Annotated in this window: 27 protein-coding genes and 1 pseudogene; 18 read left to right on the top strand and 10 right to left on the bottom strand. The window is 57.2% G+C overall.

Translation table 11 applies throughout. From position 1 onward, the window contains the following. Positions 1 to 51: 51 nt before the first annotated feature. The 6 genes from ACR0AL_RS13125 to mdh all read right to left on the bottom strand — a co-directional run bounded on the left by ACR0AL_RS13125 (position 52) and on the right by mdh (position 5,422). Positions 52 to 594 (bottom strand): DUF805 domain-containing protein, encoded by a 543-nt coding sequence (locus ACR0AL_RS13125; RefSeq protein ID WP_170350630.1) that lies wholly within the window; start codon positions 592 to 594, stop codon positions 52 to 54. Next, the gene (locus ACR0AL_RS13130) at positions 591 to 1,277 is read right to left on the bottom strand and encodes a hypothetical protein (RefSeq protein WP_170350629.1); all 687 of its coding nucleotides are present in this window, start codon (positions 1,275 to 1,277) and stop codon (positions 591 to 593) included. The genes ACR0AL_RS13125 and ACR0AL_RS13130 overlap by 4 nt, the downstream gene beginning before the upstream one ends. A gap of 3 nt (positions 1,278 to 1,280) precedes the next feature. Next, positions 1,281 to 2,162, bottom strand: coding sequence for a succinate--CoA ligase subunit alpha (sucD, locus tag ACR0AL_RS13135; protein ID WP_170350627.1), 882 nt, complete (start codon positions 2,160 to 2,162; stop codon positions 1,281 to 1,283). 33 nt (positions 2,163 to 2,195) lie between these two features. After that, on the bottom strand, positions 2,196 to 2,903 hold the full coding sequence (locus tag ACR0AL_RS13140) for a class I SAM-dependent methyltransferase (RefSeq protein WP_170377761.1): 708 nt from the start codon (positions 2,901 to 2,903) through the stop codon (positions 2,196 to 2,198). 42 nt (positions 2,904 to 2,945) lie between these two features. Further along, positions 2,946 to 4,139 carry an ADP-forming succinate--CoA ligase subunit beta gene (gene sucC, locus ACR0AL_RS13145; protein ID WP_170350625.1) on the bottom strand — a complete coding sequence of 398 codons (1,194 nt, stop codon included), beginning with the start codon at positions 4,137 to 4,139 and terminating at the stop codon, positions 2,946 to 2,948. A gap of 320 nt (positions 4,140 to 4,459) precedes the next feature. Continuing rightward, complete coding sequence (gene mdh, locus ACR0AL_RS13150) at positions 4,460 to 5,422, bottom strand: malate dehydrogenase (protein ID WP_480663328.1); 963 nt, start codon at positions 5,420 to 5,422, stop codon at positions 4,460 to 4,462. Positions 5,423 to 5,583: 161 nt separating this feature from the next. Here mdh and ACR0AL_RS13155 point away from each other — a divergent pair, with 161 nt between their 5' ends. Then, the gene (locus ACR0AL_RS13155; protein ID WP_480663330.1) at positions 5,584 to 6,339 is read left to right on the top strand and encodes a sulfite exporter TauE/SafE family protein; all 756 of its coding nucleotides are present in this window, start codon (positions 5,584 to 5,586) and stop codon (positions 6,337 to 6,339) included. Here the strand turns inward: ACR0AL_RS13155 and ACR0AL_RS13160 are convergent. Further along, positions 6,336 to 6,635, bottom strand: a complete 300-nt coding sequence (locus tag ACR0AL_RS13160; protein ID WP_170397167.1) for a hypothetical protein — start codon at positions 6,633 to 6,635, stop codon at positions 6,336 to 6,338. The two genes, ACR0AL_RS13155 and ACR0AL_RS13160, sit on opposite strands and share 4 nt — an antisense overlap. Positions 6,636 to 6,803: 168 nt before the next feature. On the opposite strand from ACR0AL_RS13160, the gene ACR0AL_RS13165 reads away from it, so the two are divergent. The 10 genes from ACR0AL_RS13165 to ACR0AL_RS13210 all read left to right on the top strand — a co-directional run bounded on the left by ACR0AL_RS13165 (position 6,804) and on the right by ACR0AL_RS13210 (position 14,424). After that, complete coding sequence (locus tag ACR0AL_RS13165) at positions 6,804 to 7,661, top strand: HpcH/HpaI aldolase/citrate lyase family protein (protein ID WP_480663332.1); 858 nt, start codon at positions 6,804 to 6,806, stop codon at positions 7,659 to 7,661. 6 nt (positions 7,662 to 7,667) lie between these two features. Beyond that, on the top strand, positions 7,668 to 8,222 hold the full coding sequence (locus ACR0AL_RS13170) for an NnrU family protein (RefSeq protein WP_170397171.1): 555 nt from the start codon (positions 7,668 to 7,670) through the stop codon (positions 8,220 to 8,222). A 12-nt stretch (positions 8,223 to 8,234) separates the two neighbouring features. After that, on the top strand, positions 8,235 to 8,441 hold the full coding sequence (locus tag ACR0AL_RS13175; RefSeq protein ID WP_170350615.1) for a DUF1737 domain-containing protein: 207 nt from the start codon (positions 8,235 to 8,237) through the stop codon (positions 8,439 to 8,441). Continuing rightward, positions 8,441 to 9,469 (top strand): MaoC family dehydratase, encoded by a 1,029-nt coding sequence (locus ACR0AL_RS13180; protein ID WP_480663334.1) that lies wholly within the window; start codon positions 8,441 to 8,443, stop codon positions 9,467 to 9,469. Before ACR0AL_RS13175 ends, ACR0AL_RS13180 begins: the two co-directional genes overlap by 1 nt. Positions 9,470 to 9,524: 55 nt before the next feature. Further along, positions 9,525 to 10,193, top strand: coding sequence for a DUF1194 domain-containing protein (locus tag ACR0AL_RS13185; protein WP_170551612.1), 669 nt, complete (start codon positions 9,525 to 9,527; stop codon positions 10,191 to 10,193). 207 nt (positions 10,194 to 10,400) lie between these two features. Next, positions 10,401 to 10,784 carry a succinate dehydrogenase, cytochrome b556 subunit gene (gene sdhC / locus ACR0AL_RS13190; protein ID WP_480663336.1) on the top strand — a complete coding sequence of 128 codons (384 nt, stop codon included), beginning with the start codon at positions 10,401 to 10,403 and terminating at the stop codon, positions 10,782 to 10,784. A gap of 11 nt (positions 10,785 to 10,795) precedes the next feature. Continuing rightward, a complete protein-coding gene (locus tag ACR0AL_RS13195) occupies positions 10,796 to 11,167 on the top strand; it encodes a succinate dehydrogenase, hydrophobic membrane anchor protein (RefSeq protein WP_170350608.1) in 372 nt (123 codons plus the stop codon). 22 nt (positions 11,168 to 11,189) lie between these two features. Further along, positions 11,190 to 12,998 (top strand): succinate dehydrogenase flavoprotein subunit, encoded by a 1,809-nt coding sequence (gene sdhA / locus ACR0AL_RS13200; protein WP_170350607.1) that lies wholly within the window; start codon positions 11,190 to 11,192, stop codon positions 12,996 to 12,998. 13 nt (positions 12,999 to 13,011) lie between these two features. After that, positions 13,012 to 13,791, top strand: coding sequence for a succinate dehydrogenase iron-sulfur subunit (locus ACR0AL_RS13205; RefSeq protein WP_170350606.1), 780 nt, complete (start codon positions 13,012 to 13,014; stop codon positions 13,789 to 13,791). 492 nt (positions 13,792 to 14,283) lie between these two features. Further along, on the top strand, positions 14,284 to 14,424 hold the full coding sequence (locus tag ACR0AL_RS13210; protein WP_170350605.1) for a hypothetical protein: 141 nt from the start codon (positions 14,284 to 14,286) through the stop codon (positions 14,422 to 14,424). A gap of 258 nt (positions 14,425 to 14,682) precedes the next feature. Here the strand turns inward: ACR0AL_RS13210 and deoD are convergent, their stop codons facing one another. The 3 genes and pseudogenes from deoD to ACR0AL_RS13225 all read right to left on the bottom strand — a co-directional run. Further along, complete coding sequence (deoD, locus tag ACR0AL_RS13215; protein ID WP_170350604.1) at positions 14,683 to 15,396, bottom strand: purine-nucleoside phosphorylase; 714 nt, start codon at positions 15,394 to 15,396, stop codon at positions 14,683 to 14,685. Between the two features lie 17 nt (positions 15,397 to 15,413). Beyond that, positions 15,414 to 15,731, bottom strand: coding sequence for an H-NS histone family protein (locus ACR0AL_RS13220; protein ID WP_170350763.1), 318 nt, complete (start codon positions 15,729 to 15,731; stop codon positions 15,414 to 15,416). A gap of 123 nt (positions 15,732 to 15,854) precedes the next feature. Then, a pseudogene (locus ACR0AL_RS13225) lies at positions 15,855 to 17,831 on the bottom strand (methylmalonyl-CoA mutase family protein); the annotation flags it as partial. Positions 17,832 to 17,966: 135 nt separating this feature from the next. Here ACR0AL_RS13225 and ACR0AL_RS13230 point away from each other — a divergent pair. The 7 genes from ACR0AL_RS13230 (at position 17,967) to ACR0AL_RS13260 (ending at position 24,876) form a co-directional block, all read left to right on the top strand. After that, positions 17,967 to 19,355, top strand: a complete 1,389-nt coding sequence (locus ACR0AL_RS13230; protein ID WP_170350602.1) for a 1-acyl-sn-glycerol-3-phosphate acyltransferase — start codon at positions 17,967 to 17,969, stop codon at positions 19,353 to 19,355. Between the two features lie 110 nt (positions 19,356 to 19,465). Further along, entirely contained in the window at positions 19,466 to 20,752 is a 1,287-nt protein-coding gene (gene ccrA, locus ACR0AL_RS13235) for a crotonyl-CoA carboxylase/reductase (protein ID WP_170377733.1), read from the top strand. Between the two features lie 206 nt (positions 20,753 to 20,958). Further along, entirely contained in the window at positions 20,959 to 21,177 is a 219-nt protein-coding gene (locus tag ACR0AL_RS13240; protein ID WP_170350439.1) for a hypothetical protein, read from the top strand. After that, positions 21,116 to 21,835, top strand: coding sequence for a helix-turn-helix transcriptional regulator (locus ACR0AL_RS13245; RefSeq protein WP_170361413.1), 720 nt, complete (start codon positions 21,116 to 21,118; stop codon positions 21,833 to 21,835). Before ACR0AL_RS13240 ends, ACR0AL_RS13245 begins: the two co-directional genes overlap by 62 nt. Before the next feature lie 84 nt (positions 21,836 to 21,919). Further along, entirely contained in the window at positions 21,920 to 22,558 is a 639-nt protein-coding gene (locus ACR0AL_RS13250) for an acyl-homoserine-lactone synthase (RefSeq protein WP_480663338.1), read from the top strand. Positions 22,559 to 22,618: 60 nt separating this feature from the next. After that, complete coding sequence (locus tag ACR0AL_RS13255; protein WP_170350598.1) at positions 22,619 to 24,151, top strand: ATP-dependent DNA helicase; 1,533 nt, start codon at positions 22,619 to 22,621, stop codon at positions 24,149 to 24,151. Further along, positions 24,148 to 24,876 (top strand): SDR family oxidoreductase, encoded by a 729-nt coding sequence (locus tag ACR0AL_RS13260; RefSeq protein WP_170350597.1) that lies wholly within the window; start codon positions 24,148 to 24,150, stop codon positions 24,874 to 24,876. Before ACR0AL_RS13255 ends, ACR0AL_RS13260 begins: the two co-directional genes overlap by 4 nt. Positions 24,877 to 24,878 lie beyond the last annotated feature (2 nt).

Consider the following 24,878-nt stretch of genomic DNA (forward strand, 5'->3'; position numbering starts at 1 on the left):
GGTCCTTTCCGGAAGAAGATGGCCGCGACCTTTTTTGCATACCAAGTCCGTTCACTGGGGCACCTCAATTGGATTGGGGCCGTATTTATTGACACCTGGCTGACTTGGGCGGGTTAGCCACCACAACACCAGAAGAGGAGACACAAACAGAACGATCAACGTCGGAACTACGATCAGCAGCGTGGCGCGGGTGAACAGGATGTCCAGACTGCCGCCGTGCTGAAAATGCGACGCAAGACCGATACCAAAGATCAGAACCGCAAAGGCCCCGAGGATCAGCAGGATCGGCAGCAATGCGTATAGCCCGTTGCGCCCTGTATCATGCATCCGCCGCCAAGCGACCGCCAGATGCGGGAAGAAAACGATCAGGCTAACGATGCTTTGCACGGGTGCCGAAGACGTGGCGGTGACAGATTTGGATGTTTCAGTTTCAGTCACAGCAACCTGAGTGAAGAACTGTGCATCAATGATCCCGGCGATGATACTCCAGATCACGATGAACAGGAAAAAGAACCAATATTCAGACCGCGAGGCACGACCCGAGAAGGTGAAGAATTTCGAGAAACAGGTGCGGATGGCGTCGGAGAAGGTCATTTTGAGTTCTCTGCCTGTTTCGTGACATAGGTTGAGAAAATGGAGGACACATCTATCCCAATGTCCGAAACGGTTGAAATGCGCTCGGTGTTCAGTACTGCACTGTTCAGAACCCGTTTTAGGCCATTGCTTTCATAAGATTGAGATCTGAGACGGTACACCGGAGGCAAAGTCGCAGGGTCGCGTCCTGAACCCCCAAGCAAACGCTCAAATGTCACTGGCGAGTCTTCATCCTTGAGTGCAATCAGGCAACGTAATTGACTGTAGGTGTTATACTCATCAGTGCTGATGCGTAAAACACTCCCAGTTTGCAATTTTACAAACCAACGGTCTTTTTGTTCTGTGCCTTCGAAAGTTACTAGATTGCGTGTACCGGCGGCATTTTTTAACGCAAGTTCCCATGTTCTTACTATGCGCGGATCAGCAACGTCCCCATAACCAAACTGTTCTGAAAGCAACGATGCGGCAAAAGACTTTATTGCGCGGTCATCAAGTTCTGCTGGAACAGCGTGAGTCCAACCAATCTTGATCAGGTTATCCGTTACCGTCACCAGATCAATGGCGGATTGACAAGCCGCCACGGTTTCCGAAGCGAATTTTGAGCTGTCGGCGACAGCTGGGGCAGTTGTGGCTGCCGAGACGGCAGCCACAAGGCCAATAAGGGTTCTTGTACCCCAGTTCACAGTTTACCCAATCGCTTCCAGCACCGCCTCACCCAGTTGCGCCGGGCTTTCGGCCACGACGATACCGGCCGAGCGCATGGCTTCGATCTTGTCCTCAGCTCCACCTTTGCCGCCGGCGACGATTGCGCCCGCGTGGCCCATGCGGCGGCCCGGAGGGGCCGTACGGCCTGCGATGAAACCTGCGGTTGGCTTTTTGCGGCCCTTCTTGGCCTCATCCGCCAGGAACTGCGCGGCTTCTTCCTCGGCTGAGCCACCGATCTCACCGATCATAATGATCGACTCGGTTTCGTCATCGGCCAGGAACCATTCCAGCACGTCGATATGCTCGGTGCCTTTGATCGGGTCGCCGCCGATGCCCACGCAGGTGGACTGGCCCAGACCCACATCGGTGGTCTGCTTGACGGCCTCATAGGTCAGGGTGCCCGAACGGGACACAACGCCGACCGAACCGCGCTTGTGGATGTGACCGGGCATGATGCCGATCTTGCAGGCATCCGGCGTGATCACGCCAGGACAGTTCGGACCGATCAGGCGCGAGCTTGAGCCTTCCAGCGCGCGTTTCACCTTCATCATGTCCAGAACCGGGATGCCTTCGGTAATGCAGACGATCACCTCCATCTCGGCATCAATCGCTTCGAGGATCGAGTCAGCCGCAAATGGAGGCGGAACGTAAATCACCGAGGCGTTGGCTTCGGTCACGTGCTTGGCTTCGTGGACCGAGTTGAACACGGGCAGGTCGAGATGGGTCATCCCACCTTTTCCAGGGGTCACGCCGCCGACCATCTTGGTGCCATAGGCGATGGCCTGTTCGCTGTGAAATGTGCCCTGCGAGCCGGTAAAGCCCTGACAGATCACTTTGGTATTTTCATCGATGAGGACTGCCATTTCGTGGCCTCCATAGTGATTAATGTTAGCGCGCTAGATGTTTTGATCACCAGCGCTGCGAGTCTCGTTTTGGTCGGGATCAGAACCGCGTCGTGCCACGGCGTCGATGACCTGGTCTCGGGACCAAATCCCCAAAGACCGTTGTTTCTGACCTTCTCGCGTCAGCATAAACTCGGGGTCCAGGTTGATTTCGCCCGTTTCACTGACGGTCTCGATCGGTTCTGAAAAGTTAAAGGGTGCAACGCACGGGTTGAACCGTTTGAAACCTCCGTTTCTTGGCAGTCTGGGGTTTTGGGGGATGTAATGCCGCGTCGTCAGCAAATACGGGATTCCGCTGGCGACGAAGTTTTCAAAAAAGGCCCACCGCAACCACCATTTTAGATGAAAAAGACAGTCGCGGCACATCATCATATCCGCCTTTGGCAGAGTGTCTGATGTGATGTCGAGGTGCATGAACTCGCGTCCCGGAGCAGCATGCTGCTGTTTGACCTCTTCCAGAACCTCCAGCGAAATGTCCCCGCCGACATATTGAATGCCGGTCAGGTCCACATGTTGCATCCAAGTCCAATCACCACATGGCGCGTCAAGAAACGTTTTGACATTGTACTCGTCAAAAATACGCGGAAGCGCATCACGCAGCGGTCGGGTCGCCGCAAGGGTCGACCCATGCCCCGAGCGCGGTCCGTTGCGGCGTCCGGACCAGCTCAGCGTTTCAAAAGTGTCTCTCAAACCACTGCGCATAGCGGTTCTCCGTTTGGTTTAAGGTTCGATGAGCTGTGGCGATTACCCCTTAACCGCCTTCACGATCTTCTCGGCACCGTCTTTCAGGTTGTCCGCCGCGATCACGTCCAGGCCCGAGGTGTTGATGATCTCTTTGCCTTTCTCGACATTCGTGCCTTCCAGACGCACGACCAGCGGAACCTGCAGGCCGACCTCTTTCACCGCGGCGACAACGCCCTCGGCAATGACGTCGCAGCGCATGATGCCGCCGAAGATGTTGACCAGAATGCCTTTGACCTGCGGGTCCGAGGTGATGATCTTGAACGCCTCGGTCACTTTCTCTTTGGTCGCACCGCCACCCACGTCGAGGAAGTTGGCAGGCTCAGCGCCATACAGCTTGATGATGTCCATCGTCGCCATCGCCAAACCGGCGCCGTTGACCATGCAGCCAATCTCACCGTCCAACGCGATGTAGTTCAGGTCGTATTTCGAGGCTTCGAGTTCCTTGGGGTCTTCCTCGGTCGTGTCGCGCAGTTCGGCGATGTCGGGGTGGCGGTAGACCGCGTTGCCGTCAAATCCGACCTTGGCGTCCAGCACCTTGAGGTCGCCGCTGTCGGACACGATCAGCGGGTTGATCTCCAGCATCTCCATGTCCTTCTCGACGAAAGCGTTATAGAGCTGACCCATCAGCTTGACGCATTGCTTGACCTGAGCGCCTTCCAGACCCAGCGAGAAGGCGATGCGACGGCCGTGATAGGGCTGATAGCCGGTTGCAGGGTCAACCGAGAAGGACAGGATTTTCTCGGGCGTGGCTGCGGCCACTTCTTCGATGTCCATGCCGCCTTCGGTCGAACAGACGAAGGAAATGCGGCTGGTCTGGCGATCCACCAGCAGGGCCAGGTACAGTTCACGCTCGATGCCGGAACCGGCTTCGATATAAATGCGGTTAACCTGTTTGCCCGCCGGGCCGGTCTGATGCGTAACCAGCGTGCGGCCTAGCATCTTCTTGGCTTCTTCGGCGGCTTCTTCCACCGATTTGGTCAGACGCACACCGCCTTTTTCACCGGCATCGGCCTCTTTGAAGCTACCTTTGCCGCGTCCACCTGCGTGGATTTGCGCTTTGACAACCCAAAGCGGGCCGTCCAGTTCACCGGCTGCGGTTTTGGCTTCCTCGGCGCGCAGAACCGCGCGTCCCTCGGAGACCGGAGCGCCATAGCTGCGAAGAAGAGCTTTGGCCTGATATTCGTGAATGTTCATCAACACTGTCCCGTCTGACTACGATTACACCGTTATAGAGGGCTGTAGAGCGCAAATATAAAGGCTTTTTTGACGGCGAAGAGCTTTTTAGCGTAGATTTTTGTTATTTGTGATCACAGTTTTTTGGGGTGTGATCACAATTCATTCTCGGGCAGTTACTTGATTCGAATCTGAAACCAAACCTGCCAAAAACACATTCAAAAACATAATTTAAAACGTTTGCGCCAACATTTTCGGTAGCTCCATTCGGACTTGGGCAAACGGGCAATAGAAAAGCCGGACCTGAAAAGGACCGGCTTTCAGAATTCTCACAGAAGGGATCAGGCCAGCGAGCTGTCGATGCCTTTGCACGCCTCGATCAGGCCCTTCACCGCGTTGACCGAATTGTCGAAACCAGCCTGCTCTTCTTCGTTCAAGTTGATGTCGACGATCCTTTCAATACCGCCCGCGCCGATCACGGTGGGTACGCCCACGTACAGGCCGCTGACGCCCAGCTCACCTTCGCAATAGGCTGCGCAGGGCAGGACGCGCTTTTGGTCTTTCAGATAGGCTTCGGCCATTTCGATTGCCGACGTGGCCGGTGCGTAGAAGGCCGAACCGGTTTTCAGCAGGCCAACAATTTCGGCGCCGCCGTCACGGGTGCGCTGCACGATCGCGTCCAGCTTCTCTTGCGTGGTCCAGCCCATCTCGACCAGATCGGGCAGTGGGATACCGGCGACGGTCGAGTAACGGACCGACGGCACCATAGTGTCGCCATGGCCGCCCAGAACAAACGCGGTGACGTCTTTCATCGAGACGTTGAACTCTTCGGCCAGGAAATGAGCAAAGCGGCCCGAATCCAGAACACCTGCCATACCGCAGACCTTGTTGTGCGGCAGGCCCGAGAATTCACGCAGCGCCCAGACCATCGCGTCCAGCGGGTTGGTGATGCAGATGACGAACGCGTCGGGTGCGTTGGCCGCAATGCCTTCGCCGACAGATTTCATGACCTTCAGGTTGATGCCCAACAGGTCGTCGCGGCTCATGCCCGGCTTGCGAGGGACGCCAGCGGTCACGATGCAGACGTCGGCGCCAGCGATATCTTCGTAGGACTGAGTGCCTTTCAGCTTGGCGTCAAAGCCTTCGGACGGGCCGGATTCAGCGATGTCCAGCGCCTTGCCTTCGGGGGTGCCTTCGGCGATGTCGAACAGGACGACGTCACCCAGTTCTTTCATTGCTGCGAGGTGGGCGAGCGTGCCGCCGATCTGACCTGCGCCGATCAGCGCGATCTTGGGTCTGGCCATTTGGATTATCTCCGGTCGGTTTTGAAATCGCGGTTTTGCTAGTCGTTAAATGGGTTTCGCGCAAGTACCCTTGGGCGCGGCATGCAACCGCATACCATTTGCACCCGGCCGTGTGATTGCGCTAAACGGCCTTTTAGACAGGCCAATTTGCAGGACGCCACATGTTCGAATTGAACTTGATGTTTTTTGCCGTGGCGATCCCTGCGGTGGTCTTTGCCGGAATCTCGAAGGGCGGGTTCGGGTCGGGGGTGGCGTTTGCGTCCTCGTCGATTCTGGCCCTGATACTTGAACCCGGGCAGGCGCTTGCGCTGATGTTGCCGATCCTGATGGTGATCGATGTGGCCACCCTTGGCCCATACTGGAAACGGTGGAGTTGGCCGGATTCACGCCTGTTAATACTGGGCGCTGTGCCGGGGGTTGCGCTGGGGGCGTGGTTGTATCGCGCCACCAATGATGACCTGCTGCGATTGTTGATCGGCGGAATTTCTGTCGGATTTGTGATTTGGCATTTTTCGCAGACCAAAGGCTGGGTGCGCGGTTTTGCCAACCGCCTGCCACCGCCTGCCGGGCTGTTCGCGGGTCTGATCGCCGGGTTCACCAGTTTCGTCAGCCACGCCGGAGGGCCCCCGGCCGCGGTCTACCTGCTGTCGCAGCGCTTGACGAAGACTCAGTTTCAGGCGTCGACCGTGCTGGTTTTCTGGGTCATCAATATCGCGAAGTTTGTGCCTTATGCCTATCTGGGTCTGTTCACCTGGCACACCGCATGGGTTGACCTGCTGCTGACGCCCTTTGCTATTCTGGGTGCTTGGCTGGGCGTCCGGGCGCATTTCATGCTGTCCGAGCGCCTGTTCTTTGGCATCGCCTTTGTGCTGCTGACATTGACCGGCAGCAAGCTGATCTGGGACGCGTTGACCTAGACGTTGGGCGGCAGCGCCTCGGCCATATCATCATAGGCCTGGCCCGAGGCAACTAGGCAAGTTATCCCGTCCGGCAATGTCACCGTGATCGTCCAGCTGCCGCTTTGATCCGAAGCGTAAACCTCCATCACGGTCCCTTGCCGCGCGACGCCGATACTGCGGCGTGTTTCGCCGTAGGTCTCGGTCAGGCGCTTCACTATGTCTTCGCGCGGGGCACAGGTGCGGGCCTGTACCTGTTGTGCGGCCAGAACCATGATCCCAAGGCCCATCGTCATCTTGAACAGCGTCGTTTTCATCAGGCACCCCTTTCGATTCCATAGCAATCAGAGTGCGTCCGGCGGGCAGAAATCCGGTTAAAGCTCCGCACGTTGCGTCGTAAATGCTGCAGCGCGGCGATTTTGCCCTTGAACTTTCCGACAAAAAATGCCCCATTCCGCGCAACATTCTTTCAAAGGGAGAGGCCAATGGACCCCCGTCAGCGCCCCTATCGTTCCGTTCTCTATATCCCCGGCTCGCGCGATCGGGCGCTGGATAAGGCCCGCACCCTGCCAGTGGATGCGATCATCTTTGATCTTGAAGATGCCGTTGCCGCCGACGAAAAGGTCAATGCCCGCGAAACGCTCAGGGCGGCACTGGCTGCTGGCGGGTATGGTGACCGGGTCAGGATCGTGCGCATCAACGGGCTGGATACCGAATGGGGCCGTGCCGACGCCGAAGCCGTACGCGAGATGGACGCGGATGCCGTGTTGTTGCCCAAGGTGGGTTCGGCCGCTGACGTGGACGCGCTGGCCGCGATCACCGGCGACATGCCGATCTGGGCGATGATGGAAACTCCGCAAGGGATGTTGAACGCGGCCGAGATTGCAGCGCATCCGTTGATGGCAGGCTTTGTCATGGGCACCAACGATCTGGCCAAAGATCTGCAAACCCGGTTCCGTCCGGACCGTCTGCCGTTGATGACGTCGCTGGGCCTGTGCGTGTTGGCCGCCAAGGCCAATGGGCTGATCATCGTGGATGGTGTCTATAACGCATTCAAGGATGAGGCTGGTCTGGCCGCAGAATGCGAACAAGGCCGTGACATGGGTTTTGACGGTAAGACGCTGATCCACCCGGCGCAGGTCAACATCACCAACGCGGCCTATGCGCCGTCAGAGGCCGAGATCGACTTGGCCCGCCGTCAGATTGCAGCTTTTGAAGAGACCGAGGCACAGGGGCAGGGCGTTGCCGTCGTGGATGGGAAGATCGTTGAAAACCTGCATGTTGTAACAGCCCGCGAAATTCTGGCAAAAGCAGAGGCGATTTCAGCTTTGCAAGCGGGGTAGCCAGCAATGGGCTTTGTTCTTCTGATCCTTGGGGTGGCGCTGTGGTGGGCCGCTCATCTGTTCCAACGCGTCATGCCGGCGCAGCGCGCGGCGATGGGCAGCGCGGGCAAAGGCGCGGTTGCGCTGGCGCTGGTCGTGGCAATCCTGCTAATGATCTTCGGCTATCGCATGACCGATACCGTTTTCGTCTGGGCACCACCATCCTTCATGATCCACATAAACAATCTGTTGGTGTTGATCGCGATCTATATGATGAGCCCCGCAGGCACCAAGGGTCGCCTGTTGAACAAGCTTCGCCACCCAATGCTGGGCGGGTTCAAGCTGTGGGCTTTTGCGCATTTGCTGGTTAACGGCGATTTGGCCTCGATCATTCTGTTCGGCGGGCTGTTGGCCTGGGCTGTTGTCGAGGTCATTGTGATCAACAAGTCTGAGCCCGATTGGACACCCGGTGAACCCGGTACCTATGGCAAGGACGCGATGTTCTTTGTCGCCTCGATCGTGTTGTTGGGTGTGATCGGCTATATTCACGGGCTGGTTGGTCCGTCTCCCTTCCCATCTTAAGGAAATGACATCATGGCAAAACTCTATCGCCTGCTGACTGAGGAAGACACATCCGCCTTCTGCCACAAAGTGTCAGACGCCTTAGCAAAAGGGTGGGAGCTGTATGGCGATCCGTCTTACGCCTATGACGAAAACAGCCGCATGATGCGGTGTGCGCAGGCTGTGACCAAAGAGGTCGAGGCCGACTATTCCTCCGATATGAAACTGGGACAGCAATAATGGCAAAGACAAATCCGGGCCGCTTTTTCGAGGACTACTCTGTTGGTCAGGTGCTGCATCACGCCGTGCCGCGTACTGTAACTGACGGAGAGCGGGCGCTGTACCATGCGCTCTACCCGGCGCGACTCGCGCTTTATTCGTCGGATGAATTTGCTCGGAATTGCGGCTTGCAGCAAAGCCCGATTGACGATCTTGCTGCTTTCCACGTGGTGTTTGGCAAGACCGTGCCAGACATCTCGCTGAACGCGGTTGCAAATCTGGGATATGCCGAGGGGCGCTGGCTGTTGCCGGTCTATCCCGGTGATACGCTGCGCTCTGAATCCGAGGTAATCGGGGTCAAGCAGAATTCGAACGGCAAGACCGGCGTGGTCTGGGTACGCACGCGTGGCCTGAATCAGCGCGATGAGGTCGTGATCGAATATGTCCGCTGGGTGATGGTGCGCAAATCGAACCTTGACGCCCCCGCGCCCGAGGCGGTTGTACCGGACCTGAAAAAGGTGCTTGAGCCCAAAGACCTGGTGGTGCCCGCGGGGTTGGATTTCTCGAATTACGATTTTGCCCAATCGGGCGAGGCGCATCGTTGGGGTGATTACAAGATTGGCGAAACCATTGATCATGTCGACGGCGTGACGGTGGAAGAGGCCGAGCATATGCTTGCCACCCGGCTGTGGCAGAACACAGCCAAGGTGCATTTCGACCTGACCTTCCGGCCCGATGGTCGTTTGATTTATGGTGGCCACGTGATTTCGATGGCGCGGACATTGTCATTTAATGGCCTGGCCAATGCGCAGATGATTGTCGGCCTGAACGGCGGCGCCCATGCCAACCCCTGCTTCGCAGGCGACACAATCAAGGCCTGGTCCGAGGTTCTGGACAAGGCCGAAACCGGCGTGCCGGGCGTGGGTGCCATCCGTCTGCGGCTGGTCGCGACAAAGGGTGGAGAGCCGTTTGCGCTGAAAAACGAAGATGGCCGGTATCAGCCGAACGTCCTGTTGGACCTTGATTATTGGGCGCTGATGCCAATCTGAGCACGTCCCACATTCATTTGATCGCAGCCTGTGTCAATCATGCTAGGCTGCGATCATGGTCCTACTTCGATCACTTGCTGCCTTCCTGTTTCTGACGCCGCCCGCCGTCGCGTGCGATCTGGCGTTGGCTTTGGCAGTGGACGTATCCGGTTCGGTCGATACGACGGAATACCGGATACAGATGGATGGGCTGGCCGCCGGGCTGCGCGACCCCTTGGTGTCCGAGGCGCTGGTGAGGGGGCAGGCACAGTTGATGCTGGTGCAGTGGACCGGGTCCTCGCGTCAAAAGGTGACGATCCCGTGGACCCGGATCGATAGCTTTGACACGCTTGAACGGTTTGCCGATCAAGTTGCCGACGACCCCAGGGTTTGGCGCAACTTTTCAACCGCAATCGGTGAGGCGCTTGAGATGACCATGTCCAGCTTCGATGCGGTGGCGGATTGCAAACGGCATCTGATAGACATTTCGGGCGATGGGGTGTCGAACGAGGGTGTCGAACCAACCGAGACGCACAGGGCGTTGCGCACACGCGGGGTGACGGTAAACGCAATTGCGATCGAGGAAAGCGAACCGGACCTGACCGCCTATTTCTTTGAAAATGTCATTGTCGGCGAGGGCGCATTTGTGGTGTCGGCAGCGGGGTTTGCCGATTACCCCGAGCGGATTCGAAAGAAGCTGTTGCGCGAAGTTACACAGCAATCAGCGGCTTTGGAGCAGCAGTAGCAGATTCGTGATCACAATGCTTGTTCCCTGAAAACGCTAACATTCAAGGCTTGGAAGGGTTTTCGTGATCACAGTATTATTTTGCGTGATCACAAACTGATGAAATCTGCTATTTTGAACCCTTTTTACCCATTTTTGCGCATGCAGCACGTGACAGAAGGGCAAAAAACAGTAAAACGACCGGTAGCCAACGAAAGAGGAGCCGACATGGCCGATGTCAATCGGGGCAACCGCCCGCTCTCGCCACACATTATGATCTATCGCCCCCAGATGACTTCGTTGTCGTCGATCATGGTTCGCCTCTCGGGATTGGGCGCCTTTGCCGTTGCAATCCTGATCGTCTGGTGGCTGTTGGCCGCTTCGACATCGGAAAGCGCGTTTCTGGCCATCGACGGTTTTCTGCGCAGCTGGTTCGGCGACATCCTCCTGACCTTGGCCACCTGGGCGCTTTGGTATCACACGCTGGGTCGTCTGCGTCACGTCTTTTGGGATTTCGGCTACTGCCTTGATGTTGAGGTCTCTGAGAAACTGGGTCTAGGCATGTTCGTCGGTGCGACCATCCTGACCATTATCACTGTGATTACGGTTTAAGGGGGCGGCACATGCGATATCTGACTGACCGTAAACGCGCGCAGGGTCTGGGCGCAGGGAAATCCGGCACACAAACACATTGGCGCACCATGGTCCGGGCGATGATCCTGACCGTGCTGGTTCCGATCTTCATCTTCACCTTCGGGGCCGGTATCGGCGGCACATACGAAGAAGTCGTCGCCTATTTCAGCCGCCCATTCCCGGCAATTGTGACCGCTCTGACTTTGGTCGTGGGCATGCAACAGCTGATGTATGAGGCGCAGGAAACCATCGAAGATTATGTCCATGGTGTTCTCGAGAAAGTCTCGCTCGTTGCAATGTGGGCCCTGGGCTACACGCTGATCGCGGCCGGGCTGTTCGCTCTGGTCAAGCTCGCCCTGTGATGCGCGGTAAGGAACAAGAACAATGACAGCAGCATATGAATATGAAACCCACGAATACGACGTCGTTGTCGTAGGCGCAGGTGGTGCAGGTCTGCGGGCGACGCTGGGCATGGCCGAACAGGGCCTACGCACTGCATGCGTCACCAAAGTGTTCCCGACACGCTCGCACACGGTTGCGGCGCAGGGCGGCATCGCGGCATCTCTGTCTAACATGGGACCGGACCACTGGCAGTGGCACATGTACGATACCGTCAAGGGTTCGGACTGGTTGGGTGACACCGACGCGATGGAATATCTGGCCCGTGAAGCACCCAAAGCGGTGTATGAGCTGGAGCACTACGGCGTGCCCTTCAGCCGGACCGAAGAAGGCAAGATTTATCAGCGTCCCTTCGGTGGCCACACAACCGAATTCGGCGAAGGTCCTGCCGTGCAGCGCACCTGTGCCGCAGCCGACCGGACAGGCCATGCGATCCTGCACACGCTGTATGGTCAGTCGCTGAAGAACAACGCCGAGTTCTACATCGAATACTTTGCCATCGATCTGATCATGTCCGAGGACGGGCAGTGTCAGGGTGTCGTCTGCTGGAAGCTTGACGACGGAACGATGCACGTCTTCAACGCCAAGATGGTGGTACTGGCGACCGGCGGCTACGGCCGTGCCTATTTCAGCGCGACGTCGGCCCATACCTGTACTGGTGACGGCGGCGGTATGGTGGCCCGCGCGGGCCTGGCGCTGCAGGATATGGAATTCGTGCAGTTCCACCCGACCGGCATCTACGGTTCGGGCTGCCTGATCACCGAAGGCGCACGGGGCGAGGGTGGCTACCTGACCAATTCGGAAGGTGAACGGTTCATGGAGCGTTACGCGCCCCAATACAAGGACCTCGCGCCACGTGACTACGTCTCGCGTTCGATGACCATGGAGATCCGTGAAGGCCGTGGCCATGGTGACAATGGCGACCACATCCACCTGAATCTCAGCCACCTACCGGCCGAAGCGCTGGCGGAACGTCTGCCGGGCATCTCGGAATCGGCGCGTGTGTTTGCCGGTGTGGACGTGACCAAGGAACCGATCCCGGTTCTGCCGACCGTGCACTATAACATGGGTGGCATTCCGACCAACTATTGGGGCGAGGTTCTGAACCCCACAGCCGATAACCCAACGGCTGTTGTGCCGGGCCTGATGGCCGTGGGTGAAGCGGGTTGTGCTTCGGTTCACGGGGCGAACCGTTTGGGCTCGAACTCGCTGATCGACCTTGTGGTGTTTGGCCGTGCGGCAGCGATCCGGGCCGGTGAGGTTGTCGATGCCAAAGCGTCGAACCCGGTTCTGAACCAAGCGTCGGTCGACAAGGCGTTTGACCGGTTTGATGCTGTGCGGAATGCGAGCGGCGCAATCCCTACCGCCGATCTGCGGCTTGAGATGCAGCGAACCATGCAGGAAGACGCAGCCGTATTCCGGACCGCCAAGACCATGGCCGAGGGCGTCGAAAAGATGATGGTGATCGCGGCCAAGATGGACGACCTGAAGGTCTCCGACCGCTCGTTGGTGTGGAACAGTGATCTGATGGAATCTCTGGAACTGACCAACCTGATGCCAAGCGCGCTGGCCACCATCGTTGGTGCCGAGGCACGCAAGGAATCCCGCGGTGCCCATGCGCATGAAGACTTCACCGAGCGTGACGACGAAAACTGGCGTGTCCATACCGTTTCGCGGGTTGAGGGCAACAAGGTTGACCTCAGCTATCGCCCGGTTATTGCCGATCCGCTGACCACCGAAGAAGAAGGTGGCATCAGCCTCAAGAAAATCGCGCCGAAGGCGCGGACGTTCTAAGGAGAGGAACTTTATGGTACAACTAACCCTCCCCAAGAATTCGCGCATCACGACGGGCAAAACCTGGCCGAAGCCGGAAGGCGCGACCAATGTGCGTAAGTTCCAGATCTATCGCTGGAACCCGGATGATGGAAAAAACCCCCAGCTCGACACCTATTTCGTTGATATGGACAGCTGTGGGCCGATGATTCTGGATGCGCTGATCAAGATCAAGAACGAGATCGATCCGACCCTGACCTTCCGCCGCTCGTGCCGCGAAGGCATCTGCGGTTCCTGCGCAATGAATATCGACGGGATCAACACGCTGGCCTGTATCTACGGCATGGATGAGATCAAGGGTGACGTGAAAATCTATCCGCTACCGCATATGCCGGTAGTCAAAGACCTGATCCCCGATCTGACACATTTCTATGCCCAGCACGCTTCGATCATGCCGTGGTTGGAAACCAAGACCAACCGCCCCGCAAAAGAGTGGAAGCAGTCGATCGAAGACCGCAAAAAGCTGGATGGTTTGTATGAATGTGTGATGTGCGCCAGCTGCTCGACCTCGTGCCCGAGTTACTGGTGGAACGGCGATCGCTACCTTGGGCCCGCCGCGTTGCTGCATGCCTATCGTTGGATCATCGACAGCCGCGATGAAGCCACGGGTGAGCGTCTGGACGAGCTGGAAGATCCCTTCAAGCTGTATCGCTGCCATACGATCATGAACTGTGCCAAGACCTGTCCCAAGGGGCTGAACCCGGCCAAGGCAATTGCCGAGATCAAGAAGATGATGGTCGATCGGTCCGTTTGATCACAGCCACAAAAGAAGACAAAACCTGGGGTGGCAACACTTCGGGTTATTTCGTGTTATGCGGGCATTGTAATGTCGGAGTACATCAATGACCCATAGACTACTAAAAGCCTTGTCAATTTCTGCCATCACCATTCTTTAAGCGTGTGGTGGATCGGGCAGCGACCGGGCGGACTTAGCATTCAAACAGGTAGACTGTGCAAAACAGGCCGGAATTGGGGGGGCATTTACCACTCAATACACCCTTCAGGATGGTAAGCAGACTGCGGTGTTCGTTTCCGGCAACGGCGTCAGCGAAGAACAAGCCGCTAAAGCGAATGCTTGTATGATCGCGTAATTGGCGAAAGACGAGAAAGGCTGGCAGATGCAAGTGCCAGCCTTTTATGCAGTTTTGTCATGCCGAGATTGCAAAAAGATGTGATGAAGTCAGTTGTTGGACTGCTTAACCTTTCAACAGGGGAGGAGTGATGGAACCGAAACGGGATCGCTCCGATGCACGACCAAAACTCAAAAACGAACGCTGCTGAAGCTCTGGAACTGTTGGAACAAGCTTGGGCTTATTACACGCCGGAACCTGCGCCGGTGGCTGAGGTTCACGAGCCTGAATTGTTCGAATACGCAAACGCCGCCTAACGCTTGAATTTATCCTTGGATTGGGCAATGCATAAGCATGCCCATTCTGTTGTTAGTACTGGCGGCCGGAGTGTTCGCCTATTTTATCTGGCGATCACGTACGTCGTCGTTGACGCGTGATTGCCGATGGCGGCAACACCGCAAGGAAGGCGTTTGGGTTTGTGCCTATTGCGGGGCACAGCACGAAGGCGCTGATACACCGACCAGTTGCCTGAAAGGGAAATAGGACAGCAGGGCGATCTTTCGCCCTGTCTGTGGCTATGCCGCGTCGGGAAATGCTGCTTGCAGCGCGATTTCCACCATATCCCCAAAGCTGCTTTCGCGTTCGGACGACGGCAGTGCCTCACCCGTCAGCAGGTGATCGGACACGGTCAGAACCGCCAGCGCGCGGCAATTGTGACGCGCGGCGAGGATATACAATTCGGCGGCCTCCATCTCGACCCCCAGAATGCCGTGTCGCACCATCTGTTCGTTCAAATCAGGTCGTTCGTCATAAAACACGTCCGACGAATAAATCCCGCCGATATGCGTGGGTGTCCCTTTCGCCGCCGCCGCCTGAGCCGCCGCCTGTAGCAAACCCCAGTCGGCGCAGGGGGCAAAGTTAAGTTCTTTCAGAATGCCGCGTGATGGCGTGCTGAGCGTGGTCGAGGTCATCGCCAATATCACATCGCGGATATTGACGCTGTCCTGCATCCCGCCGCACGATCCGATGCGGATCAGGGTTTTGGCACCAAAATTGCGGATCAGTTCATTGGCGTAAATCGACAAGGACGGCATCCCCATGCCGCTGCCCTGAATTGAAACCGGGTGTCCTTTCCAGGTTCCGGTGAAACCCAGCATGCCCCGCACATTATTGACCAGCCTGGCATTCTGCAAAAAGGACTCTGCCGCCCATTTCGCCCGATAGGGATCACCGGGCATTAAAACGGTTTCAGCAATTTCACCTTTTTCTGCGCCAATATGAATTGTCATTTTTCACTCAATTCCTGTCAGATTTCCAAATCCGAAATATCTGCCCCGGCTTTTAACGCGTCATGAACCCATTGCGGTTTGCGGCCTCGGCCCGACCAGGTTTGTTCAGGATTGGACGGATTCTTGTATTTTGCGTTGGCTTTCGGGCTTTTAGGTAGCTTTGAGCCATTGCCAGACAGGTCTGAAAGTGAAAATCCGAACTCAGCGGCGGCCTTTTCGGCCGCTTTCAAAGCCTCTTTGCGATCACGCTTTTCCGCATTTTTAAGCGCGATTTCCACCTTGTCGCGCAATTCAAGCAGTTCTTTTCGAGACATTTTATCTAGGCTGATCGCCATTTTTTTCTCCGTTCCGCACTTCGTCATACGTGGACGCAATAGCCCACCGTAATTCCAAATCCGAAATTTATCTATCCCCTCGTGAAGGGGAATAGAAACAGAGATTTCCCAAAAAGGGTTGAATTATTCAGCCGCGATATTTTGCGGATCGACCAGAGTTACGATATCGCCCATGATTACATTCAACTCAAAGTTCTTGGGCGTATAGATTTTGGCAACGCCCATTGCCTTTAGTTTCGCTGCATCATCATCGGGAATGATCCCTCCAACCACGACAGGGACATCGTTCAGCCCGGCTTCGCGCAGGCGGGTCATGACGTCTTGCACCAATGGGATGTGGCTGCCGGACAGAATCGACAGACCGATGACATGGGCCTTGTCTTCAATGGCAGCCGTGACGATTTCCTCGGGTGTCAGGCGAATGCCTTCATAGCTGATGTCGATGCCGCAATCGCGGGCGCGGAAGGCGATTTGCTCGGCTCCGTTTGAATGGCCGTCCAATCCCGGCTTACCCACCAGGAATTTCAGGCGGCGCCCCAGTTTGTCACTGACCGCATCAACAGCAGCGCGCAGATCCTCCAGCCCTTCGGTCTTGTTCGATACCGAACCTGAGACGCCGGTTGGGCCGCGGTAGGTACCGTAGACCTTGCGCATTTCTTCAGCCCACTCGCCGGTGGTGACACCTGCCTTGGCGGCGGCGATTGACGGTTCCATCACGTTGGTGCCGGATCGCGCCGCCTCACGTAGTGCGGCCAAAGCCGCCTTGACGGCTGCGTCGTCACGATCTGCGCGCCATTCATTCAGGCGGTTGATCTGCTCTTGCTCAACGGCAGGGTCGACAACCATGATACCGCCATCTTCGGTCTCCAGTGGTGAGGGTTCGCCCTGTGTCCATTTGTTCACCCCGACCACGACGGTTTCGTTGCGTTCGATCCGGTTCAGGCGTTCGGCGTTGGAATCGACCAGACGGGATTTCATGTATTCGATCGACGCCACCGCGCCGCCCATCGATTCGAGGTTGCCCAATTCAGCCCGCGCGCCTGCTTTCAGCACTTCAACCTTAGCGTCCACGACGGGGTTGCCGTCAAACAGGTCACCATATTCCAGCAAGTCGGTTTCATAGGCCAGGATTTGCTGCATCCGCATCGACCATTGCTGATCCCACGGACGTGGCAAACCCAACGCTTCATTCCATGCGGGCAATTGCACAGCACGGGCGCGGGCCTTTTTCGACAAGGTCACGGCAAGCATTTCGATCAGGATGCGATAGACGTTGTTTTCGGGCTGCTGCTCGGTCAGGCCCAGCGAGTTGACCTGAACACCATAGCGGAACCGACGGTATTTTGAATCCTCGACGCCATAGCGTTGTTGCAGAATTTCGTCCCAAAGATCCACGAAAGCCCGCATCTTGCACATTTCGGTGACAAAGCGGATGCCCGCGTTCACAAAGAACGAAATGCGACCGCAAAGCGCCGGGAAATCCTCGGCTGGGACGCGGGGGCGCAGCTCATCCAATACGGCGATGGCCGTGGCCAGTGCATAGGCCAGCTCTTGTTCGGGTGTCGCGCCGGCTTCTTGCAAGTGATAGGAACACACATTCATCGGGTTCCATTTCGGCACGTTGGTATAGCAATACTCGGCCACGTCCGCGATCATCTTCAGCGACGGTTTTGGCGGGCAAACATAGGTGCCGCGGCTCAGGTATTCCTTGATTAGGTCGTTCTGCACGGTGCCTTGCAGCTTGGACACGTCCGCGCCCTGTTCCTCGGCCACAGCGATATAAAGCGCCAGCAACCAAGGGGCGGTGGCGTTGATCGTCATCGAGGTGTTCATCTGTTCCAACGGAATCTGATCGAACAATACCCGCATGTCGCCCAGATGGCTGATCGGAACGCCAACCTTGCCGACCTCGCCGCGCGCCAATGTGTGATCGCTGTCGTAACCGGTCTGCGTCGGCAGGTCGAAAGCCACGGAAAGACCGGTCTGTCCCTTCGCCAAATTCCCGCGATACAGCGCGTTTGAGGCCTTGGCGGTGGAATGACCGGCATAGGTTCGGATGAGCCAAGGGCGATCTTTCTGCGTCTGCGTCATAGCTGGGCCTCGTGTTGCGGGTGGGCAAGAAAATTACGTCACTGGCCTCTAAAGCGCAATTTTCGGGATATGTCAATTCGCTGCGTCGCGGCATTTCAGGTTCTTCAGATTGTAGGTGGCCCGGTTTGGTGGCAGGGTGCGTGCATGACTCAGACCGTGGAACTTCCGCTTTGGCTGTTTTTGCTGATCGTGGTGTTTGCCGCGGTCACTCTGGCCTCGCATTTTCTGTTTCCTTCGGTGCGCTGGTTTTTTCGCCGCCGGCTTGAGCGGGCAGTCAAACGCCTGAACAAACGCCTGCAGCGACCCATCCAACCGTTCAAGCTGGCGCATCGACATGACATGATTCAGCGGCTGATTTATGACCCGCAGGTCGGGCAGGCGGTTCAGAACTTTGCACGCGAGGAACGTGTTCCCGAGGCCGTGGCCTTTGAAACGGCCCGTCGTTATGCGCGCGAAATCGTTCCGTCCTTTTCAGCGGTAGCCTATTTCAGCATCGCCATCCGCCTGACTCGTATGCTGAGCAACGCGTTTTATAACGTGCGTCTTAGCTATATGGACGAAAAAGCCCTGCGCAACATTGACCCAGAGGCGACGGTTGTTTTCGTCATGAACCATCGCAGCAATATGGACTATGTGTTGGTGACCTATCTGGCGGCGCAACAATCTGCGCTGTCTTATGCGGTTGGGGAATGGGCGCGCGTCTGGCCGCTTAGCCGTTTGATCCGGGCAATGGGTGCCTACTTTATCCGCCGCAAATCGGGCAGTGAGCTTTATCGGCAGGTGCTGGCTTGCTATGTGCGGCACGCGACCGAAGCGGGCGTGACACAAGCTATGTTCCCCGAGGGCGGTCTTAGCTTGACCGGCGCACTGGGTCGGCCAAAGCTGGGGCTGCTCAAATACATCATTGATGCCACCACCCCCGACGGTAGGGACGTTGTTTTTGTACCCGTCGCGCTGAATTATGACCGCGTGCTAGAGGATACAATCCTGACCAAAGCGGCGCTGGGAAATGAACGCAGGTTTCGGGCCAGGATCGGGGTCATCGCCTGGTGGATTATCAAACAGGTCGGCCGACGGTTGGTAGGTCGTTATCAGCGATTCGGCGTGGCTTCGGTGCGGTACGGCCAGCCTGTTTCGCTGCGGGCGTTCCGGGCGGACCACAATACCAACCTGATGACCGATCTGGCGCGGGACTTGATGGTGGGCATTGGTAAAGCGATTCCGCTGGTTCCGGGGCCTGCTACGTGTTGGTTGGTGCGTGAAAAGGGCGAAATTGCCGAAACAGACGCGGTGGCGCTGATAGACCAACTGCTGCGACGCAACGGAAGTTCTGCACCATTGGAGCATAGTGCAATCGAGGCTAGTATTCAGCAATTGGTGGATCGCCGCATTCTGAAACGCGAGGGCGGGAAATTATCGTCGTCAGGTCAAAGAGTTGACCTGTTGAACTATTATGCAGCCTCGGCGCCACTGGATGCAGGGCAAGTGATTTCTGCGACTGCAAAAGAAATTTCTGCACCCGCTGGGTCATAAAATTACAAAATGAACTCAAAATGGGTTGCAATATTGCTCGATGGAAAATACTCATCGGGTAAAGCCGCCGATTCTGCGTTGCGGCAAGGATTTTAGAAAAGGAGGCCAACATGGCTCTGGACACCGATAGCGGCATCGCGTCGTACGAGGCACCGGAAAAAGACCTCTATGAGATGGGTGAAATCCCTCCGATGGGGTTTGTCCCGAAACAAATGTATGCATGGGCGATCCGCAAGGAACGCCATGGCGAGCCGGACACGGCCATGCAGCTGGAAGTGGTAGATGTCCCCAAGCTGGACAGCCACGAGGTGCTGGTTCTGGTGATGGCCGCTGGCGTCAACTACAACGGCGTCTGGGCGTCGTTGGGTAAACCGATCAGCCCGTTTGATGGTCACGGACAGCCGTTCCACATCGCCGGTTCGGATGCATCGGGCATCGTTTGGGCCGTAGGCGACAAGGTCAAGCGCTGGAAAGTGGGCGATGAAGTCGTAATCCACTGCAACCAGGATGACGGTGACGACGAAGCCTGTAACGGCGGCGATCCGATGTATTCGGACAGCCAGCGGATCTGGGGCTATGAGACGCCGGATGGGTCGTTCGCTCAGTTCACTAATGTTCAGGCACAGCAGCTGATGCCGCGCCCCAAGCACCTGACCTGGGAAGAAAGCGCCTGCTACACGCTGACACTGGCCACCGCATACCGGATGCTGTTCGGTCACGAGCCACACGATCTGAAGCCGGGCCAGAACGTTCTGGTTTGGGGTGCGTCGGGTGGTCTGGGCTCATATGCAATCCAGTTGATCAACACTGCGGGTGCAAACGCGATCGGTGTGATCTCGGACGAAAGTAAACGTGACTTTGTAATGGGTCTGGGTGCTAAGGGTGTTCTGAACCGCAAAGACTTTAATTGCTGGGGCCAATTGCCCACAGTGAACACACCGGAATATGCCGATTGGTTCAAAGAAGCACGCAAGTTCGGCAAGGCCATCTGGGACATTACCGGCAAGGGCAACAATGTCGACATGGTGTTTGAACACCCCGGCGAAAGCACCTTCCCGGTGTCGACCTTCGTGGTGAAAAAGGGCGGCATGGTTGTGATCTGCGCCGGTACCACCGGCTATAACCTGACCTTCGACGTGCGCTACATGTGGATGCACCAGAAGCGTCTGCAGGGTTCGCACTTTGCGCATCTGAAACAAGCGGCTGCTGCGAACCAGCTGATGGTCGAGCGTCGCCTGGACCCATGCATGTCCGAGGTGTTCTCGTGGAATGAACTACCCGATGCGCACATGAAGATGATGCGCAACGAGCATAAGCCGGGCAACATGTCGGTCTTGGTTCAAGCTCCGCAGACCGGAATGCGGACTCTGGAAGAGGTTTTGGACGCCCGCGGTTGAGCCGCACCAAAATCAGGTAATGGTGCCCGCGAATCGTGTTAATGGTTCGCGGGAGTCACTTTTTCAAGGGTAAGTCTATTCATTTTAAGGGGTTATAGATATTAACCCTACTGTTTTGGGGGAGTAGAAAGCAGCGAATAGGCAAAAAAATATTGCACATGTTATGGTTGTGTTAACCCTTCGTTAACCGTTTCGGAGAGACCCTGATGGCGCAGAATGAGTGGATACTGGACGTGTTGTCGGACCTCAACGCCTTCGCTGTTGAGAATGGTATGATCGCGCTGGCCGAACAGCTGGACGACACCAAGCTGATCGCCGCAGCCGAGATCGCGTCCATGAAGGCTGAGGTACGGACGCCGGCGGATGGGAAAAATACTCGATATGAGCCAAGTCCTGGAGGACTTGGAAAACACCAGCACGCTTGATGAATTAAGTGGCGTCGCAATCCGATTGCGTGACCGGCTGAAAGTCGAGCACCTTATATACCACTGGGTCGATGGTGCCGGGGATCAGTACGGCTATACGACCTATCCCGATGCTTGGGCAGAGCGATATCTGGAAAAGAGTTATCACCGCATTGATCCGGTCATCCTGGGGTGCTTTCAGCGGTTCCACCCGGTCGATTGGAAAACGCTGGATTGGTCCAGCAAAGTGGCCAAGGCATTTCTGCAAGACGCACAAAGCCACGGTGTCGGCAATCAAGGCTATTCCATCCCGATCCGGGGGCCGAACGGGCAATTCGCCTTGTTTACGGTCAACCATACCTGTGATGATGAAACCTGGCAGCGTTTCATCGAGCGTCATGGTCGTGAGCTGATCCTGATCGCGCATTATTTCAACCGCAAAGCGCTGGAATTCGAAGTTGATCGACAGCCCGACTCTGCCCGCAGTCTGTCGCCACGCGAAGTCGACGCGATGACCTTGCTGGCGCTGGGGTACAGCCGGGCTCAGGTGGCCCATTCGCTGTCTATCTCTGAACATACACTACGGGTCTATATCGAAGGCGCCCGGGCGAAGCTTGGGGCGCAGAACACCACTCACGCCATCGCCACAGCGCTCAGCCGAGGATTAATAGTGGTTTAAGAGGCACGCGCCCTCAGAACGGGAAATTAACTATGACTTTGTACCCCCTTCGTTCCTGCACAGGACGACAAGGGGAAAAAAGTCATGTTGCGCTATTTGTATGCGGATGAGCTGCACAAGTTTCCGGATCTGGCCGAAGGGATGTTCCGGGATCGCGCGGATCAGTTCAAAACCCGGTTGGGTTGGGACGTACACGTTAACGAAAAAGGGGAAGAGCGGGATCGGTATGACGATCGGAACCCGCTCTATGTCATCTGGGAAGAAGAAGACGGCAGTCATGGAGGCTCAATGCGCGTGTTGCCGACCACCGGCCCGGTCATGGTGAACGAGGTGTTCGGCCATCTGACCGGTGGCAAACCAGTCTGCAGCCCGCTGATTTGGGAGGTCACAAGGTTCTGCCTGTCGCGCACGGCCAGCCCGCACACCGCAGGCGCCATCATGCTAAGCGGCGGTGAGATGATGGAAGGGTTCGGCCTGACCCATATCGCCGGGGTCTTCGATGCACGCATGATTCGGATTTACCGCCTGATCGGATCGTCCCCGGTGGTTCTGGGCACCGAAGGGCATGGGCGTGATCAGATTTCGGTAGGGCTGTGGCCCTATTCTGCCGATGATTGCAACCGCGTAGCCGAACGCGCGGGGATCCCGCGAGAGTTGTCGCGGCTGTGGTTCAAGACGGCATTCGGGATCGGACGGCAGCATCGCTTTTCTCTGTCGGCCTGATCAGGCGAAAAGCCCAATCCCTCTCTGGTGATAGCTGGCGCGGCCCTGTAGGGTCGCGCCATGTCTTTGCCCCCCGTGACCTTCTCTGACGACCAGGCGGCCGCCTATGACAGCATTTCTGAAATGCTGCGATCAGCCGGTGTTGATCTGGATGATGATGCCCTGCTGAAATTGCCGGGCAATGGCAAATCCGGTGTGATGGCGGTGATCGGCAAAGCCGGCTCGGGCAAGACCTTGTTGCTGGCCGAGCTGTACAAGGCCTTGGCCGAAACCGGTGTTCAGATTGTGTCGGGTGATTTCGAAAGCCGCAAAGCGAAGGAAAAGCGCAGCCTTGCGATCCTGGCCCCCACCAACAAGGCTGCCAGCGTGTTGCGTCTGCGCGGGGTCCCTGCAACGACCATTCACCGCATTCTCTATACCCCGGTTTATGACCCGGAATATGAACGCATCGCCGAATGGCTGGCGGGCAATGACGAACGCCCCGAGGTCCAAGGTCTGACGGACGAGGCGTTGGACCGTGCAGCGGCGTTTTATGCGAATAATAAATCGATCCCTGGTGCCTTGGCCGCCGCCGGACTGCGCGGGTCCGATTTCATCACCGGCTGGAAACGTCGGGACGAGCCTTTGGATATCGGGTTCGTCGATGAGGCCTCGATGCTGGACGACCGGCAATTCGAGGACCTGCAAGAGATTTTTCCGACCTTATTGTTATTTGGTGACCCTGCGCAGCTGGCCCCCGTCAATCAATCGGGCAGCATGGTGTTTGACGCTTTGCCCGAGCCGCGCAAACAGATCCTGCACCGGGTCCACCGGCAAGAGGCGGACAATCCTATCCTAGACCTGGCCCACGCGCTGGCGGACCCTAAGATGGGGTTCGAGGATTTCGAACGTCTTATAGAACAAACCGCCCGTCAGGATGACCGCGTGGTCTGGGGTCAGCGGGTCGAGGTTGATCTGATGGCCCGCAGCCCGGTTCTGGTCTGGCGCAACGCCACACGTATTCGGTTGATTCAGGCGTTTCGGCAAGTTCACGGCGCGCCGGAGACCGAGCTGCTGGAAGGTGAACCAATGATCTGTGATGGCATCGAACTGCCGTTGAAACACCGCAAGAAACGTTTGGACCTTGAGGCGCGCGGGTTGATCAAAGGCGCGCAAGTCATCTATTTGGGACCGGGGCGCAAGCCGGGCTTTTCACGCCTGCACGTGATGGGCGCCGAGGACCCACAGGTCAGTGCGGCCTCGATCGTCAAGATCGAAAAACCGGATGAAGAAGAACCCTTTATCCCCTTCGCCGCCCGCATGGGTGCCACCTTTCTGCATGGCGCGGCGGTAACCATTCACAAGGCGCAGGGCTCGCAATGGGACACGGTACAGGTCTTTGCGCCGGACATTTACGCCGCCGCCCGCATGGGCAGGACCGAGGCCGGGCAGCCGCTTTGGAAGCGGCTGGCCTATGTCGCCATCACCCGCGCGCAAGAGCGGTTGATCTGGGTTGTGCGCAACCGTCTGGCCAAGCCCACCCATCCGCTGCGTGTGGATGATCTGCGCGCGGTTCCGGCGGCGTCCTTGACATTGGAGGCTGAAGATACATGACATCCATCATAGTAACCGGCGCAAGCTCGGGCATTGGGCGGGCCACGGCGGACTTGTTCTTGAACGAAGGCTGGACAGTGGGCCTGTTGGCGCGCAGTGCCGATACGTTGCACGAAATGGCCAAGGATCGCACAAACGCGATCCCATTGGTTGCGGATGTAACGGACGCGGATGCGGTCCATGCGGCCTTTGGCGCGTTTCAGGAAAAGGCTGGCCGGTTGGACGCGTTGTTCAACAATGCGGGCATCTTTGCGCCCGGCGGAACCATCGACGAGATCGCGCTGGAGGATTGGTATCAAACCGTCAACGTCAATCTGAACGGCATGTTCCTATGCGCGCGCGAGGCTTTTCGGATCATGCGCCACCAGTCGCCGCAGGGCGGGCGCATCATCAACAACGGCTCGATTGCCGCATATGTGCCGCGCCCGAACTCGGTGCATTACACGACCACGAAACATGCCATCACCGGTCTGACCCGCAGTCTGTCGCTGGACGGGCGGGACCTCGGAATTGCTTGCGGTCAGATCGACATCGGCAACGCGCGCACGCAGATGGTACAGGGACTGGTGGATGCCGCGGTTGAGGCCGGTCAGACGCCCGACCCGACCATGGCGGTTGAAGATGCAGCACGCTCGGTGCTGCATATGGCGACCCTGCCGCCCGAGGCGAATGTGCAGTTCATGACCGTGATGGCAACAACGATGCCCTATATCGGGCGCGGTTAGAG

The sequence above is a fragment of the Ruegeria sp. BB1 genome, from assembly GCF_056539465.1.